We start from the raw sequence: 15607 nt of genomic DNA on the forward strand, positions 1-15607 counted from the left end.
TTCGACGCAAGCGCCGAAGATGTTTCGCGACGCCCATGAAGTGTCGACGTCGATATTCCGCGGCTCGCGAAGTCCCCGCATCATGGATATCATGGCCTTTTCTCTATCAGGCTTTCCGCTGTCGCGGGAAGGCCAACCAATCGCGATGCGATCCATCTCGGTTATTGCAAGTCCGTATCCATGCTGCTCGACAGTTGGCGACCGTGCCGCGGTGCTTGGCGCATATTCAGGCATGACGGCAGCCTGCTGCGACGCGCGTCTCGGTCGTAAGCTTTGGGTCGAACTTGTCAGTGATCTCGAAACCGGGCGGTTTCTGTTTCGCCATCCTTTCTTTGGGAATGTGAAATTGATGGCCGAGCAGTCCGCCTGAAACCGATGTGCAGCCGGACGGTCTTGAGCTTTTTGCAATTCATTCTTAACCTGGAGTTGAATTGCCCAGAAGGTGCTATCGCCTCGAGCGGGCACTTGCGGATGATGATCGGAATGTCGTCTTGGGGACGATGTTTCCATCCGCTTAGGTAGCTCGTCGAAAACAAAAGTTCCGATTACTTGGTTCCGGAGTCCGATATCGTGATGAAATACCCAGACGTTGAACCGGGTCTTAAAGACGAAGTCCCCTGGTCCGACAGCCTGACCGCCTACGACAAGGAGCACTTCACGACCTATCTGAGGTTCTTGGATGCATCCGCTGACAATGCGAGCTATGAGGAGATGGCGCAGGTCGTCCTCGGCATCGATCCGGTGCAAGAACCAGAGCGCGCCCGGAAAGCCGCGCGAAGCCATCTCGATCGGGCGAACTGGATCGTGACGACCGGTTACAGGGAATTGTTCGCCGGATGAGGGAGAACGGGCGGCAATACCCTGCTCTTGTCAGCGGCAGACGTGATCACATCGTCCGCCACAAGAGCGGTATGGCAGCCGGGGCTGCGGGGAACTCAGTTCAAATTGGAAGATCTCGGTTGGCTCGACCGCCGGATCGAGCGAGCTTCGGGTAAACGAGTTTCGGAGGCGACACGACAGGGTGCATGACACCCTCTTGGTCTGGCTCGCCGCTGTCGTAGGTCCGTTCAACGCACTCGCTGACGAAAGGATCGAGGGCGCAGACCACCCGGATGGCAAGGTGTCGCGCATGCCGATCCAGTTCTTCCTGCCCCGCTATCCCGACGTCTGCCTGGATACGACTTGAGTGGCCGGATCGTGAACTAGGTGGACGAAGGTTTCGACCTTGCCCTTCGCGCGATGGCGCGCCGTGGCCCAATGCCAGGCTGATGGCGCTTTACATCGCTCCGCGCGGTTTAGCTTAATCAAGCTGTTTGAAAGGAGCCGAACCCAACAAGCTCACGATGATCCGTATGCGCCGTGATGATAGATCAGCGCCGGGCCGGGCTCTCCGCTCACCACATGCCGGACGCTGCCGAGGATCAGCGCGTGACTGTGGCGAATAATCGTGTCCTCGACCGTACAGTCGACCGCGGCGAGCGCGCTGTCGAGTGCCAATGCGCCGCTTGTAAGGCTAGACCAGCGGGCGCCCTCGTAACGCGCCGCCCCCCTCAGGCCACCGCGTCCGGCGAAACGATCCGCAATCGCGATCTGGTCGGCGCGCAGTACGTTCACGCAGAAGTGCCGATGCCGGCTGATGGCGGCCCATGTCGACGAACTTAGGTTGATGCTGACGACCATCACCTCAGGTTCGACCGACAAGGAATGGGCGGTGGTAACGGTTGCGCCCGTCCGTTCGTCGCCGACACCCGCGGTGACGACGGACACGGCTCCGGCCAAATGTCGCATCGCAAATTTCAGGGGAACCCGGGTTTCATCCAAGGGAACGCGTTCGGTCAGTGTCATCTGGATAGCCTCATCGTGTTTGCAACTTCACGACGCCTTGCGACGCAACGCCGTTTGGTATCCCAACCATTGGTGAATTTCGACGGCGATGCGCTCGGCATGCGCGGTGACTTCGGGAATTCCCATCAATTCGCCGACGCTGCCGCGCGCCAGTGGCCCACCGACGAAAATACTGTCGGTCGGGCGCCCGGATGTGCCGACCGCACGGCTTTGCGGATCGGTCTCCAAGCCAAGACCAATCGGGTCGAGCCGGACCAGGCCCAACTGTCGGAGCGCGCCAATCGCCGTGTTGGTCCGGAAGATATCGGCATGCGCCGGCCCGGTCGTCACGATCACGCTATCGAAAGTCTCGACGAGGAGGCGGCGTTCGCGCCTAGGCCGCTGCCCGACGCGAATGCGCCCGTCGATCTGCTCGGCGCCGACAATCGACGCGGCGCGATAGGCAAGCCTGCCCTCGGCAACGCGGCGATCAAGCACGGCCGCGATCTGTGGCGCGATGCGGAAGCGATGCGCATCCCACAGCGCACGAAGATGGCGCACCACGCGGCGCTGCTCGGCTAGCGGCAAGGCCTGCCAGATGGCCTGTCCCTGACGCCGGACGGCATCGAGCACCGGGTGCCAGTCTTCGCCCTGACGCTTGGCATCAAGGATCGTGGCCCGGATGCGCCTGAACAGTGCCGCCGCGCTGCGTGAAGGCAGGGTCGTGAAATCGCCGATCGGATCGCCACGCGAGGCTGCATGGCTGCGCGAGCGGTAGCCATGGCGCGAAAGTGCTGTGATGCTGCCGCGATGCCCCCTGCGGTCGAGAGTGGCGATGACGTCCGCCGAGGTCAGCCCGGTGCCGACGACCAGGACATGGTGGTCGCGCTCGATCGCTTCCAGTCGTTCGAGGTCATAGGGATTGGCGACCAGACCGGCGGCGCCGGCCATAGCGCGCAAGGCTGGCGGCGGATGAGTCGTTGCGACAACCAATGCATCGACCGCGAGCGTTCCGCCGTCGGCAAGGATCAGGCGATATCCGTCGCCGTTACGCTCGACCGACGCGACGGCGGATCTGACGTGCCGAATCGTCCTGCTTTGCAAAAATGGCTGAAGGTGGGATTCGACATAACGGCCGAAAACGCGACGCTGTGGATAGGCAGCGCCGTTGGCAGTGATCGCCTCGGCGTCATTCAGAACGGCGCCGGTCCGCTCCAGCCAATCGGCAAAGTGGCTGTTGTGACCGGAGATCAGGGTCATCCTCGACGCCGCCACATTGATGCGATGCGCCGGATCGGCCGTCGAATAAGCCAGACCATGACCGAGCTCCTCGCGGGGTTCGACGACCACGATATCGGCTGCGCCGGCCGGCAGCAGCCGCGCCAGGTGAAAGGCGGTCGCCGCGCCTGAAAAGCCGCCGCCAACAATCGCTATGATCGGTTCTCTGGCGCTCAAGATTGGCTCGCGCGCAGCGACGACGGCCGATGGTCGCCGGCCACTGTCTCGCCGAATGGCCCCATGTTGACGGTCGTCGGCCGCGTCGAGATTTCGTGATCGAGCGGCAACAGCGGCAGCACCAGTTCGCCGAAGCGATAGGCTTCCTCTAGATGCGGATAGCCGGACAGGATGAAGGTATCGATGCCGATGCGCCGGTATTCGTCGATCCGCTCCGCCACCGTCGCCGCATCGCCGACCAGAGCGGTGCCGGCGCCGCCGCGCACCAGGCCGACGCCGGCCCACAGGTTGGGGCTGATTTCCAGCTTGTCGCGGCTGCCGCCGTGCAGCCGGCTCATGCGCGACTGGCCGACCGAATCCATGCGCGCGAAAACCTTCTGCGCCTCGGCGATCGTCTTGTCGTCCAGGCGGCTGATCAGGCGGTCGGCATCGGCCCAGGCTTCGTCATTGGTTTCGCGAACGATGACATGCAGCCTGATGCCGAAACTCACTTGGCGTCCGGCCTTCTCGGCAAGGCCGCGCACATGGTTGAGCTTGGCGGCGACGTCGGCCGGCGGTTCGCCCCAGGTCAGATATTTGTCGATCTGCTCGGCGGCGACCGCATTGGCTGCCTCCGACGAGCCGCCGAAATAGAGCGGAGGATGCGGCGTCTGCACAGGCGGGAACAGCAGCCTGCCATCCTCGATGCGGAAATGCTTGCCTTCGAAGGCGACGGTCTCGCCGCTGAGCACCGCCTTGTAGATATCGAGGAATTCCCGCGTCAGCTCATAGCGCTCGTCATGGCTGAGGAAGATGCCGTCGCCCTTGTTCTCGACCGGGTCGCCGCCGGTGACGACGTTGATGAGCAGGCGCCCGCCCGAAATGCGGTCGAGTGTCGAGGTCATCCGCGCCGCGAGCGTCGGCGACTGCAGCCCGGGACGGACGGCAACAAGAAAGCGCAACCGCTGCGTCAGCGGCGCCAGCGCCGACGCCACCACCCAGCTGTCCTCGCAACTGCGCCCGGTCGGCAGCAACGCGCCGTAGTAGCCGATGGCGTCGGCCGCCTTGGCGACCTGGGTGAGGTAGGGCAGATCGACCGCCCTGCCCCCCTCGGAGGTGCCGAGATAGCGGCTGTCGCCATGGGTCGGGAGAAACCACAGGACCTTGATCCTGTCGGGGATGGCAATGCTCATGAATAGTCCTCTATGACTTGACGGCGTCTCGCTCAGCTCCAGGCATGGAACGGCGGATTGACGTCGTTCAGGTAGTAGTTGCCGAGGATCGCGTATTTCCAGCGCACCGGATCGTGCAGCGTGTGGGTGCGGGCGTTGCGCCAATGCCGGTCGAGATTGTGCTCGGCCAATGTCGAGCGCGTGCCCGCGAGTTCGAAAAGTCTGTTGGTGGCGTTGATGGCGATCTCTGTGGTAAGGATCTTGGATTCCGCCACAGCGATCTGCGCTTCCGCGACGGTCTTCTCGTTGGGGTCGAGCACAGCGCGATCGACCGCAAGGCCGGCCTTGTCCAGAACCGCCTCTGCCGCATTGGCGCGCAGGCGGAGGTCGCCGATCGCCTGGATCGTATAGGGATCCTGCCAGGCATGATCGACGCCGCTGTCGATCCACGCACGCGACTTGGTGCGCACGAAGTTGACGGTCTCGTCGATCGCCGCTTTGGCGATGCCGAGATCGACCGCGGCCTGGATGATCTGGAAGATGGCGCCGTCGGCCGTCGGCCGGTCATAGCCCTTGTAGCCGGGGACCAGATGGGTCTTCGGCACCTTGACATTCTCGAGCAGAACGGTGCCGGACAGCGTCGTCTTCTGGCCGAAGCTCGACCAGTCGTCGATGACCGTCAGTCCGGGCGCACCGCGGTCGGCGATGGCATACCAGGCGCGGCCTTCGTCATCGAGCGCCACGATCGGCACCAGATGGGCGAGCAGCGCGCCGCTCGAATAGAATTTCTGGCCATTGACCACGACGTGGTCGCCAGCGTCGACGAATTTCGTCTCGAAATCAGCCGCCCGCTTGGAGCCGAATTCGGAGAACGCGTTGCCGAACCGCGTGCCGGACAGAACCTCGGCGAAGAGCAGCTTCTTCTGCGCCTCGTCAGAGACGGTGCGGATGGCGGCGACGACGCCGAGATGGTTCTGCGGAATCTGGCCGAGCGACGGATCGGCCGCCGAGATGATGGTGATCACCTTCGACAGCGTCACATAGGAGAGTTCCGGTCCGCCATAGGCCTTCGGCACGTTGATCGACCACAGGCCGCTCTGCGAGAAGGCATCGAGCTCTTCCTTCGGCCAGATGCGCTCGCGGTCCCGCCTGGAGGCGTCCTTGGCGAAGTCTGCGGCCAGTTTTTCCGCCACGGCGATCGCCTCGGCGTCGGTCTTGACGACATGCGCTCTGGCTGAGGGGCGTTCGACCGGAGGCACGGCGACACGCGCGTCGGACGGCTGCTTGGATTGGACGGTCATGCTGCTGTCTCCTGGGGAAGGTGTTGCAATGGGAGCGGCGCGCCGCCGAGATAGTAGGTCTTGATCTCGTCGCGCTGGCGCAGGTCGGCAGCCGATCCTTCCAGCACGCTTTTTCCATTTTCGAACACTGTGGCGCGGTCGGCATATTTCAGCGCAACCGCCGAATTCTGTTCGGCGACAAGGATCGACAGGCCTTCGTCGCGGTTGAGCCGCTTCAAAGCGCAAAAAATCTCCTCGATGATCAACGGCGCCAGCCCCATCGACGGCTCATCCAGCACGAAGAGTTTCGGCCGCGACATCAGACCCCGGCCGATCGCCGTCATCTGCTGCTCGCCGCCGGAGGTGAGGCCGGACCGGGTTCGCCGCTTCTCGGCGAGCCTGGGGAAGAGCGCATAGACACGGTCGAGGTCGGCCTTGACGCCAGCGCGGGAGGACGAGCGCCCGAGGGCGCCGGTGAAGAGGTTCTCCTCGACCGTTAGCGAGCGGAAACAGTGCCGTCCCTCGAGAACCTGGACCAGGCCGCGGCGAACGAGATGCGAGGGGCTTGCCCTGGAGACATCCTCGCCTTCGAAGGTGATCCGGCCGGAGGTGATGGCGCCGCGCTCGGCCGGGAGGAGATTGGATACGGCCCGCAAAAGCGTCGTCTTGCCGGCGCCGTTGGAGCCGAGCAGCGCGACGATCTCGCCCTTGCCGACTGACAGATCGACGCCGTGAAGGGCGGCGATGGCGCCGTTGTAGACGGCCTCCACGCGGGTGACCGACAGGATCGAGGTTTCCGGATTGGACATCGATGACTCCACTTGGCGCCTGGATGGAGCGGCCGGCCAATGGGCCGGCCGCTAGATCGTGAAACTCAGTTGCTGACCACCGCTTCGGCATCTTCGGCCGTGCGGATCTTGATGCCCTTTTCCTTGGCATAGGCCTCGGACGACTTCTCGATGATCGGGCGCAGCAGCTTCCAGTCGGGCGCGATCCAGTCGGAAACGACATTCCACTTCTTGCCGTCCCACTGCTGGAAGGTCACGTAGCCATCACCCTCGTGATTGTCCCAGGAGACGTTGATGGAATGGAACAGATCCTTGGCGCCGAGCGCCTCGACGCGCGCCGGATCGAGCTTGAGATGCTCGAAGCCCCAGCGGACTTCATCGCCGGTCAGCGTGCGGTTGCCGAACTTGGCCTGCGCGATGCGGACCGCCTCGACATTGAGGATGCCGTTGACGATGCCGAGATTGTGGTAGACCGAACCGATGCGGCTCTTGTCTTCGAGGTTGCCCTTGCCGGCGTCGTAGACCGTTTTGACGATCTCCTGGACCACCGGATACTGCTCGCCCGATGCCTGGGTGGTGATGGCCGTATAGCCCTTGGCGGCGTCGCCGGCGGGGATGACGTCCTCCTCGGAGTTCGACCAGACATTGCCGATGATGTGGTCGGCCGGGAAGCCGGTCTTCTGGGCGGTCTTCAGGGCGACCGGGTTCATCACGCCCCAGCCGCGCAGCACGACATAGTCGGGATGCTCGCGACGGATCGTCAGCCACTGCGCCTGCTGCTCGTTGCCGGGATGCGGGACCTCGATCTGCGACAGCTCGAAGCCGTATTTCTGCGAAAGCAATTCATAGATCGGGATCGTCTCCTTGCCGTAGGGCGAGCCGTGATAGAGCACCACGATCTTCTTGCCCTTGAGCTTGTCCAGGCCGCCTTCGTTGGAGGCGATGTAGTTCACGATGCCGGAGGTCTCGCTGTAGGGATTGAGCAGCAGCGGGAAGACGTAAGGGAACACGCGCCCGTCCGTCGTGTCGGTACGGCCGTGGTTGATGGTGATCAGCGGCACCTTGTCATCGGTGATGCGGTCGATCATGGCGTAGGCGATACCGACCGAAAGCGGGTTCCAGGCGGCAATACCGGGATTGCTCTTCAGCCGTTCGTAGACCTCGACACCCTTCTCGACCTCATACTGCGTCTCGCCTTCGCTCCAGGTCAGCTTGACGCCGTTGACGCCGCCGTCGCGGATGTTGATCAGGTTGAGATAGTCGATGAAACCGCCGAAGAAGCCGGTGCCGCCGGCGGCGTAAGGGCCGACACGGTAGCTCTGAAGGGGAAAATACTGTTCGTCGGCGTGAACCGCCGTCGCGCCGAGGACGAAGGCCGTGGCGGTCGCCGCTTTTCGTAGGTGACTGAAGAAGGTCATGGATTGCGTCTCCTGAGGTTGTGGTCCGTGAGAGGATGTCGAGCGGCGCTCAGCTGGACCTTGAGCCGATCCGTCGTTTCAGGCGGTCGAAGAGGGCCGACAGACCGTTCGGTTCCGCGATGAGGAAGATGATGATCAGCGCGCCGAGCACGATGCGCTGGCTCATCTCGAGCACACCCGAATCGAACAGGCCGCCAAACAGGAAGGCGCCGAGCCGGGACAGGAAGAGCGGGAAGACGACGATGAACGCCGCCCCCAGAAAGGCGCCGCGTATCGAGGCCAGCCCGCCGATGATGATGATGAACAGGATCTGGAACGAGCGGTCTAGATTGAAGCCGGCCGGCTCGACGGTGCGCAGATAGGTGAAGGCCCACAGCACGCCGGCGACGCCGATGATGAAGGACGAGATGGCGAACGCCAGCAGCTTGGTCTTCAGCACAGGGACGCCGATCACCCGCGCGGCGGTTTCGTTGTCGCGCACGGCGATGAAATTGCGGCCGGTCGCGCTGTTGACCAGGCGCCAGACCAGCACCGTGAGCACGATGACTGTGGTGACCGAGAGCAGGTATCGGCCTGTCGCGCCGTCGAGCGACAGCCCGGCGACGGCAAGGTGCGGCGCCGAGATCACCCCGGATGGGTTGTCGTTGGAGAACCAGCCGAACTTGGTCAGCGCCCACTGCACGAAGAACTGGGCGGCGAGCGTCGAGACGGCGAGATAGAAGCCGCGCAGGCGCAGGCTAGGCAATCCGAACACGACGCCGATGCCGGCCGCGGAAATCCCGGCCAGGATCATGGTTGCAGCCAGCGGCAGTCCTTCGACCCGAAGGTTGAAATTGTAGGCGGCGAAAGCCCCGACCGCCATGAAGGCGGAGGAGCCCAGCGAAAGCTGGCCGCAATAGCCGGTCAAAAGGTTGAGGCCGACCGCCGCCAGGCTGAGCGCCAGGAACGGCAACAGGATCGCCTCGACGAGATAGCTCGACGCATAAGCTGGGATCAGGCCGTAGGCGACGGCAATCAGGGCGGCCGGCAGCGCGAATTTCTGCCAGTCGATTGGAAGCCTTGCGGCATCGAGCGCTTGCACAGCCATCGGTCAGACCCTTTCGACAGTCTTCTGGCCAAATAGGCCGGAGGGGCGCACCAGCAGGACGACCAGCGCCAGCGCATAGGCGAACCAGCCTTCGATGCCGCCACCGACAAAGGGTCCGAGGTAGACCTCGGCGAGCTTCTCGCTGGCGCCGATGATGAGGCCGCCGACGATGGCGCCGAGGATAGAATCGAAGCCGCCAAGCACCAGCACCGGCAGCGCCTTCAGCACGATCAGCGACAGCGAGAACTGGACGCCGAGGCGCGCGCCCCACAAAAGCCCCGCGACCAGCGCCACGAACCCCGCGGCCGTCCACACCGTTCCCCAGATCCGGGGCAGCCGCAGCCCGACGGCGAGCGCCGCGAACTGGTCGTCGGCGACGGCGCGAAACGCTAGGCCGATGCGGGTCCAATAGAAGAATGCGCTCAAGCCGGCGACCATCGCCGCGGCAATGCCTGCAGCAAGAAGATCGAACGACGAGATCAAGATGCCGCCGACCTCGAACGGCGTGTCGTCTATGCCGAGATCGAGCCCGTGCACCTGCGTGCCCCACACCAACTGGGCAGCGCCCTCAATGATGTAGGACAGCCCAAGCGTGGCCATGAACAGCGTCATCGGCGAGCGATTGACCAGCGGCCTCAGCACAGTTCGCTCGATGGTGAAGCCCAGCGCAACCATGACCGCGAAGGTAATGAGCAGCGAAAGCGCAAACGGGATGCCGCGTTCGACGAGGCTGACCAAGGTGAGTGCGGCGAACAGCACCATCGACCCTTGCGCGAAGTTCAGCACGCCCGACGTCTTGTAGATCAGCACGAAACCGATGGCGACGAGCGAATACATGACGCCTGAGAGCAAGCCACCGACCAGCACCTCGATGAGGAAGAGGAAATCATAGTAGCTCATCAGATGCCCTCGCCATCTTCGCCTTCGGCGGTGCCGATATAGGCCCGGATCACCGCCGGATTGGCCCTGACCTCGGCCGGTGTCCCGTCGGCGATCTTGCGGCCGTAGTCGAGCACGGCGAGGCGGTCGGAGAGCCCCATGACCACGCCGATATCGTGTTCGATCAGGATGATGGTGACGTCGTGCCGGTCGCGCGCTGCGCGCACGAAACCGGCCATCTCGGCCTTCTCGGTCGCCGTCATGCCGGCCATCGGCTCGTCGAGCAGCAGGATCTTCGGCTCGGCCACCAGCGCGCGCGCCAGTTCGACCCGCTTCTGCAGGCCGTAGGGCAGCGTCGCGACCAGGCGATCGGCGACGGCCTCGAGATGCAGGAAGGCGATTGTCTGGTCGACCTTTTCAGCGATCGCGGCATCTTCGCGCCGGGCGCGCGGCAGACCGGCAATATGTTCGACGAAGCTGGCGCGCCGGGTGTGGACGCGGCCCGACGCGATGTTGTCGCGCACTGAAAGCCCACCGAACAGTGCCAAGTTCTGGAAGGTGCGCGCGACGCCGAGCCGTGCCAGACGGCTGGCCGACACCCGGGAGAAGGACTGGCCATCGATCGCGATCTTGCCCTGATCGGCGTGATAGAGGCCGCTGATGATGTTGATCAGCGAGGATTTGCCGGTGCCGTTGGGACCGATCACAGCGAGAATCTCGCGGCTTTTGACCTCGAGGTCGACATCCCGCAGTGCCGTGACGCCACCAAAGGAAATGCTGATCCCGCCCAGCGCCAGGATCGCATCAGCCTTTGCCGACAGGCGCGCCGGGCGCGTGTCCTCGACGGGACCAGCACCAGCAAGAATGCCGGAAATTTCGGGCGCGCGCTCGTATGCGGCGGCTCCCAGCGAAGCACCAATCATGAAACGTCCCTGATTTTGAAGGCGTGCTGGCAGCGGCCCGAAGGCCGTGCCTGTCCTATTCCGCGGCGACAAGCTCCCTGTCGCGCGCCGCTTCCAGTTCGCGCACCAGAGGGATGACGCGCTTGCCGAAGAACTCGACCTCTTCCTGGAAATGCAGGAAGCCGAGCAGTATCAGATCCGCGCCGGCATCCTTCAGCTTGAGGATGCGTTCGGCAATCTGTTCCGGCGTGCCGATGAGATTGCTGCGGAAGCCGTCATTGTATTGGACAAGATCCTCGAAGGAGGATTTCGCCCAGTTGCCTTCGCCTTCCGGCGAGGCCTTGCCGGCATTCTTGACCTGATCGGCGAAACCCTGAACCGCCTCCGGATTGGCCTTGGCGATGATCTCGTCCAGCACGGCGCGCGCCTCTTGCTCGCTTTCGCGGGCAATGGCAAAGGCGTTGACGCCGATCTTGACCTTGTGGCCATTGGCCTTCGCCTTGGCGCGGATATCGTCGACCTGTTTCCTGATCTCGTCCGGCGTATTGCCGTTGGTGAAATACCAGTCGGAGACACGAGACGCCATGTCGCGAGCGGCGCGCGATGAGCCGCCCTGGAAGATCTCCGGCTGGGGATCGATCGGTTTCGGCTTCATCGAGTAGTTGGTGAAGCGATAGAAGTCGCCCTTCAGCGTGAAATTGTCCTCGGTCCAGATGCCGCGCAAGGCACGGATGAATTCCTCCGAGCGGCGATAGCGCTCGTCATGGTCGAGCCACAGCTCGCCAATGGCGGCGAACTCGCCACGGAACCAGCCACTCACGACATTGACGGCTACACGGCCATTGGTCAGGTGGTTGATGGTGGCTATCTGCTTGGCCGCCAGCGCTGGATTCCATGGGCCGGGCAGGATCGCCGCGATGACCTTCAGCGTTGTGGTCGCCGCAAGCAAGGCGTGGCTGAACGATACGGATTCGTGCTGGTTGTCGGCGCCATAGCCGGCCGTGAAGCGTATTTGGCTCAGCGCGTAGTCGAAGCCGTTGGCCTCGGCGATCTGAGCAAGCTTGCGGTTATAGTCGATATCCCAGCCTGTCCGTTGCTCGATGTTGGAGATGACAAGGCCGCCCGAGACGTTCGGGACCCAGTAGGCGAATTTCAGGTTGTCGGAATGCGAGGTCATGTCGTCGTTTCCCCTTTGATTGGCTCAGCCGACGCGCGTGGCGACGGCAGTGTTTGCATGACTGGAATTAAGCAAGGAGACCGCTTCGGTGGCGGCCCGTGAGATGCGCTCGATGATCGCCGCGCCGACGATTTCGGCATCGATGAAATCATCGGGCGCGCCGTAGACGCCGGTTGGGACGGTGACGGCGCCGAAAAAGCCAAACAATGGCCGGAGCTGATGTTCGAGAACCAGGCCATGGTATGGGCTTCCGCCCGTCGCCGCGAGCAGCACGGTCTTGCCGGCCAGCGCCCGATAGTCGACGAGGTCAAACAGGTGCTTGAGCGCGCCCGTATAGGAAGCCCTGTAGACAGGCGTCCCGACCACGAGCAGGTCGGCCTTCTCGACACGCTGGACGATCGCTTCGCCGGACGCGCCGAGCGCGTAGCGGGATAGCGCCACAAACAGCGAGGGCGCCGCTTCGGTGATTTCGATCAGGCCGGTGTCTGCCGGGGTGCGCTGCGCGATTGCCTTGACCAGCGCGCTCACCACCGCAGTCGTGCGCGATGGCGTACTTACGCCACCCGATATGCCGAGAACCGAAATTCTTGCCACGTCGTCGATCTCCTGTTGCACCAAGCGAATGGCCGCTTGCCAAGTCGGGATCGGACGATATTCGACCAAATCTATAGAGATAAGGAATTATCTTTCGATTTTTCCAGACCGGTGAGAAAATCGGCGTGGTGACACCTCATTAGCATTGGCTGTAACGTCCGATTGGCGGCAAACCGCGGGCGCAGACCGGCCAGACTTGATCGTGGCGATCCGCGCTCCGTCCGGCCACTCCTTCGCCGCCGATCAGCAATGCCGAGCGCAAAGAGTTCGCAAATGCAACTTGACACCCCAGATAATCGCTCATCTCGTGTGGTTCGGCGGAGGCGAGGCCGGCAAAGCGTCTTCATCGCGCTGGCGGCCTTCCAGCCGACCTTGATCAACCCCTGGCAAGGCGTGTCTGGCATCCCGCGCAGCTATCGCGAGCTTGCCGACGTGCTGACCTTCGGCTGGTTCGACTTCGCCCGGATCATCGCCATTCCAGGTGCGCTGCCGCAAATCTTCACCGGCCTTCATGCCGCTCTGATCTATGCCTGGACACAAGTCCACCTTGCTGCGGCTCGTGCTTGGCCTCGACACTGATTACGACGGCGACATCCGGGTCGATGGACCGAGGGTGGAACGGCCGAGTCTCGACCGCTCGATCGTTTTCCAGGAGCATAGGCTTTTGCCCTGGCTCAATGTCTAGGGCAATTCGCGGCGGCGTGCTGCGCCAACGCCGATTGGGTGCCGCCGAACGGGACGAACTCGTTCGTGACCATCTGCATGGTGCTGGCCCTCGTTCATGCGGCCGCCGATACCTGGTGCGATGTTGAGCAGCTCGGCCACCACCGTCGCAAGCTGCCTGTTCCACATGGATCTATTGCTGCTGTGAATTCTCCTCCTCGGTGGTGTCGGCGTCGTCTTCAACGTCATCGCCGGCTCCCTAGAGCATCGCTTTCTGCGCTGGAGGATCCCATGAGCGGCCCTGTCGCCATTTCCGAACGGGGACGTGGCCAAAACCACGCATTGGAGATTGCTGACGTCAGCAAGAGGTTCAGTATCGCCGGCCGTCAGGTCCAGGCGCTGTCGCACATCCATCTTGCAGTCGACGAGGGCGAGTTCGTCAGCATCGTGGGATCCTCCGATTGCGGCAGCATCTCGTCGGCCTTGATCCATTCGCCAAAGCCTATCCCGCCCAATGTCTGGTGGCATGGCACAGCGTGTGGCAATCGCCCGTGCGCTCGTCACGAAGCCGCGCTTTCTGCTGCTCGACCAGCCGCTGGGGCCCCTTGACCCGCTGACCCGGCTGCGCTTGCAGGACGAGCTTCAGCGGATCGTCCGACACGAGGGCACCACCGCCGTGCTCGTCACGCACGACGCGATGCAGTGTCTCGCGACCGCTCCGATCCGAATTTCATTCGGCTGCCGTCACCCTCGCCATCAACGAGCTGATCGCCCGCGGCAAATATGGCGAGGTGCTGAAGAAGTGGAGCTTACCGCCGAAGCCATCGACCAGTCGCGCACCAACCCGCCCGGCCTGCCGAAGCCCAATAGCTGAACAGAAACATTGAAGGCGGACGCCGATGGCGCCCGCCTCTTCGGCCATGCCGGCGTGCGGACGACGAACCAGACAACACCGTAAAAAATCGGAAATTCAATGTGCCGCTGAGCAACTCCTCAGGTGGCCCGCATAAGTGGAAACAGGACCGGTATTGAAGGAGACGTGCCCTCTCAGGACGCCTGTATGGCCGGGTTAGCTGGCTTGCCGAGAAGGATGATGCGGCAGGTGGTTTGGCGGAGCATCGCCCGGCCTGTTCTGCCGTAAGAACTGAGCCGATGCTCATGCGACCCACCCTCAAAGGACGCCAACGACATCCGATCTTGGTCCTCTGCGTGAACGAAATCAATTTGATGTTCGAGACCGCGTCGAACTGGCTAAAGGAATGGTTGATGAAATTGCCACTTACGAGAGAGCCTGAATATCGCCCCGCCGTGTCCTGTCGCGGCAGTTGAGAAGGTCGACCAAGTCGTCGGCCTCTTCGATAGGCATGTCGATTAAAGGGACGCCCACCTCGACGACTGGCAGCCCCGTGAAGACGTCGATAATGTCCCACGTGCCTTCGGGCGTCTTCTCTATGTCGTAACGCTGGGCCATTAGGGGTTTGGGCGGGATATCTAGAGGTTACGGCCATCCTTTGGGCTCCGAGAATGGCTTCCCGATTGGACTGCTCTAGCGCCTCAATTTAGCGAAGCGAGCGGACTTGGCAATCCTGGGTCGACCGCCAGATTTCGCATGACGCGTAAGTAACATCCGGCTGCGAATGCAAACCGTCTTGTTTCCGAAAGACCGACCCAGCGAAACGCGTTCCAGCAGATCTGAACAAAGCAGCCCGTCGAACAAAAAAGGCCGGGCTCGAATGGGCCCGGCCGGCTGAAGGTCAAAGCCTTCAGAGGGGAACACCGTTTAGCGGAATGGGAGGAAAACCGCCGAACGATTTTGCCTTTCTGCGCTCATTTCACGGCTTTGGCGACGGATGACATTCCAAAGAAAGCGCGAAACGGGAAAGATTCGTGCTCCGACCGCAAACCTGAACATTGGCATAGTACCGGCGTGCCACATCGGCATACGAACGCAGTCGGCTTTTCAGGCGACATGTCGGAACAACAGTGCCCCGACCACTTGCCGGTCCGCGGGCCTCGGCCGCCAATTCTTTCGGCAGGCTCAGAAGCGGCATGGTCGCATTCCCGCCGCGCTTAAGAAAAACGGAACGGAAGCCCCTGGACGCCGGCGGCGGCGTCACGACCCGATGCACGGTCGCGCGCAAAATAGCCATTCGACGCCAGTTCGAGCACTGCGCCGATATTGACGACCAGCGTTCCGGGAATCGGGTCCACATGCCATCACATCGCATTCTCGGGCGACTTCTTTCGTATGGTCAGGTCGCGCAAGTACGAGCTTCGAAGTTTCCTCATCCTGCGACAGGCATTGGGTCATCGGCCCAATCTGTGATCTTGGCCAATTCTAAGGACGAATACGGAGTCTAAAGATTCCCAAGTTCATGAACCCGTTGTG

The 15607-nt window shown here is 62.7% G+C and carries 19 protein-coding genes; 5 read left to right on the plus strand and 14 right to left on the minus strand.

The features are described 5' to 3' along the window. Positions 1-19 precede the first annotated feature (19 nt). The 3 genes from NKJ84_RS22230 to NKJ84_RS22240 all read left to right on the plus strand — a co-directional run bounded on the left by NKJ84_RS22230 (position 20) and on the right by NKJ84_RS22240 (position 1186). Positions 20-370 carry a hypothetical protein gene (locus tag NKJ84_RS22230; RefSeq protein ID WP_352508249.1) on the plus strand — a complete coding sequence of 117 codons (351 nt, stop codon included), beginning with the start codon at positions 20-22 and terminating at the stop codon, positions 368-370. 203 nt (positions 371-573) lie between these two features. Further along, positions 574-840: a DNA -binding domain-containing protein gene (locus tag NKJ84_RS22235; protein ID WP_352508290.1), complete on the plus strand. Its 267-nt coding sequence runs from the start codon at positions 574-576 to the stop codon at positions 838-840. Positions 841-1021: 181 nt separating this feature from the next. Then, on the plus strand, positions 1022-1186 hold the full coding sequence (locus tag NKJ84_RS22240) for a hypothetical protein (RefSeq protein WP_352508250.1): 165 nt from the start codon (positions 1022-1024) through the stop codon (positions 1184-1186). A gap of 152 nt (positions 1187-1338) precedes the next feature. Here NKJ84_RS22240 and NKJ84_RS22245 read toward each other — a convergent pair whose 3' ends face one another. The 11 genes from NKJ84_RS22245 to msuE form a co-directional block, all read right to left on the minus strand. After that, on the minus strand, positions 1339-1845 hold the full coding sequence (locus tag NKJ84_RS22245; RefSeq protein WP_352508251.1) for a flavin reductase family protein: 507 nt from the start codon (positions 1843-1845) through the stop codon (positions 1339-1341). Positions 1846-1872: 27 nt separating this feature from the next. Then, positions 1873-3279 carry an FAD/NAD(P)-binding protein gene (locus tag NKJ84_RS22250; protein ID WP_352508252.1) on the minus strand — a complete coding sequence of 469 codons (1407 nt, stop codon included), beginning with the start codon at positions 3277-3279 and terminating at the stop codon, positions 1873-1875. After that, positions 3276-4451 (minus strand): FMNH2-dependent alkanesulfonate monooxygenase, encoded by a 1176-nt coding sequence (gene ssuD / locus NKJ84_RS22255; protein ID WP_352508253.1) that lies wholly within the window; start codon positions 4449-4451, stop codon positions 3276-3278. Before ssuD ends, NKJ84_RS22250 begins: the two co-directional genes overlap by 4 nt. Before the next feature lie 32 nt (positions 4452-4483). Further along, on the minus strand, positions 4484-5731 hold the full coding sequence (locus NKJ84_RS22260; protein ID WP_352508254.1) for an SfnB family sulfur acquisition oxidoreductase: 1248 nt from the start codon (positions 5729-5731) through the stop codon (positions 4484-4486). After that, complete coding sequence (locus tag NKJ84_RS22265) at positions 5728-6519, minus strand: ABC transporter ATP-binding protein (protein WP_352508255.1); 792 nt, start codon at positions 6517-6519, stop codon at positions 5728-5730. The genes NKJ84_RS22260 and NKJ84_RS22265 overlap by 4 nt, the downstream gene beginning before the upstream one ends. A gap of 65 nt (positions 6520-6584) precedes the next feature. Further along, positions 6585-7916, minus strand: coding sequence for an ABC transporter substrate-binding protein (locus NKJ84_RS22270; RefSeq protein ID WP_352508256.1), 1332 nt, complete (start codon positions 7914-7916; stop codon positions 6585-6587). A gap of 49 nt (positions 7917-7965) precedes the next feature. Beyond that, on the minus strand, positions 7966-9003 hold the full coding sequence (locus tag NKJ84_RS22275; protein ID WP_352508257.1) for a branched-chain amino acid ABC transporter permease: 1038 nt from the start codon (positions 9001-9003) through the stop codon (positions 7966-7968). Positions 9004-9006: 3 nt separating this feature from the next. Continuing rightward, positions 9007-9903 (minus strand): branched-chain amino acid ABC transporter permease, encoded by an 897-nt coding sequence (locus NKJ84_RS22280; RefSeq protein WP_352508258.1) that lies wholly within the window; start codon positions 9901-9903, stop codon positions 9007-9009. Beyond that, on the minus strand, positions 9903-10805 hold the full coding sequence (locus NKJ84_RS22285; protein ID WP_352508259.1) for an ABC transporter ATP-binding protein: 903 nt from the start codon (positions 10803-10805) through the stop codon (positions 9903-9905). Before NKJ84_RS22285 ends, NKJ84_RS22280 begins: the two co-directional genes overlap by 1 nt. A gap of 55 nt (positions 10806-10860) precedes the next feature. After that, complete coding sequence (gene sfnG / locus NKJ84_RS22290; protein WP_352508260.1) at positions 10861-11961, minus strand: dimethylsulfone monooxygenase SfnG; 1101 nt, start codon at positions 11959-11961, stop codon at positions 10861-10863. A 24-nt stretch (positions 11962-11985) separates the two neighbouring features. Next, positions 11986-12546, minus strand: coding sequence for an FMN reductase (msuE, locus tag NKJ84_RS22295; protein ID WP_502904038.1), 561 nt, complete (start codon positions 12544-12546; stop codon positions 11986-11988). A gap of 282 nt (positions 12547-12828) precedes the next feature. Here msuE and NKJ84_RS22300 point away from each other — a divergent pair, with 282 nt between their 5' ends. Continuing rightward, complete coding sequence (locus tag NKJ84_RS22300; protein ID WP_352508262.1) at positions 12829-13134, plus strand: ABC transporter permease subunit; 306 nt, start codon at positions 12829-12831, stop codon at positions 13132-13134. Between the two features lie 102 nt (positions 13135-13236). Here the strand turns inward: NKJ84_RS22300 and NKJ84_RS22305 are convergent, their stop codons facing one another. Then, entirely contained in the window at positions 13237-13467 is a 231-nt protein-coding gene (locus NKJ84_RS22305; protein ID WP_352508263.1) for a hypothetical protein, read from the minus strand. Between the two features lie 277 nt (positions 13468-13744). Between NKJ84_RS22305 and NKJ84_RS22310 the strand changes: the two genes are divergently transcribed. Beyond that, positions 13745-14092 (plus strand): hypothetical protein, encoded by a 348-nt coding sequence (locus NKJ84_RS22310; RefSeq protein ID WP_352508264.1) that lies wholly within the window; start codon positions 13745-13747, stop codon positions 14090-14092. 405 nt (positions 14093-14497) lie between these two features. Here the strand turns inward: NKJ84_RS22310 and NKJ84_RS22315 are convergent, their stop codons facing one another. Beyond that, positions 14498-14689, minus strand: coding sequence for a hypothetical protein (locus tag NKJ84_RS22315; protein ID WP_352508265.1), 192 nt, complete (start codon positions 14687-14689; stop codon positions 14498-14500). A 599-nt stretch (positions 14690-15288) separates the two neighbouring features. Next, positions 15289-15429, minus strand: coding sequence for a hypothetical protein (locus NKJ84_RS22320; protein WP_352508266.1), 141 nt, complete (start codon positions 15427-15429; stop codon positions 15289-15291). Positions 15430-15607: the final 178 nt, after the last annotated feature.

The sequence above is a fragment of the Mesorhizobium sp. M0048 genome (assembly GCF_040323405.1).
In the GTDB taxonomy this organism is placed as follows: domain Bacteria; phylum Pseudomonadota; class Alphaproteobacteria; order Rhizobiales; family Rhizobiaceae; genus Mesorhizobium.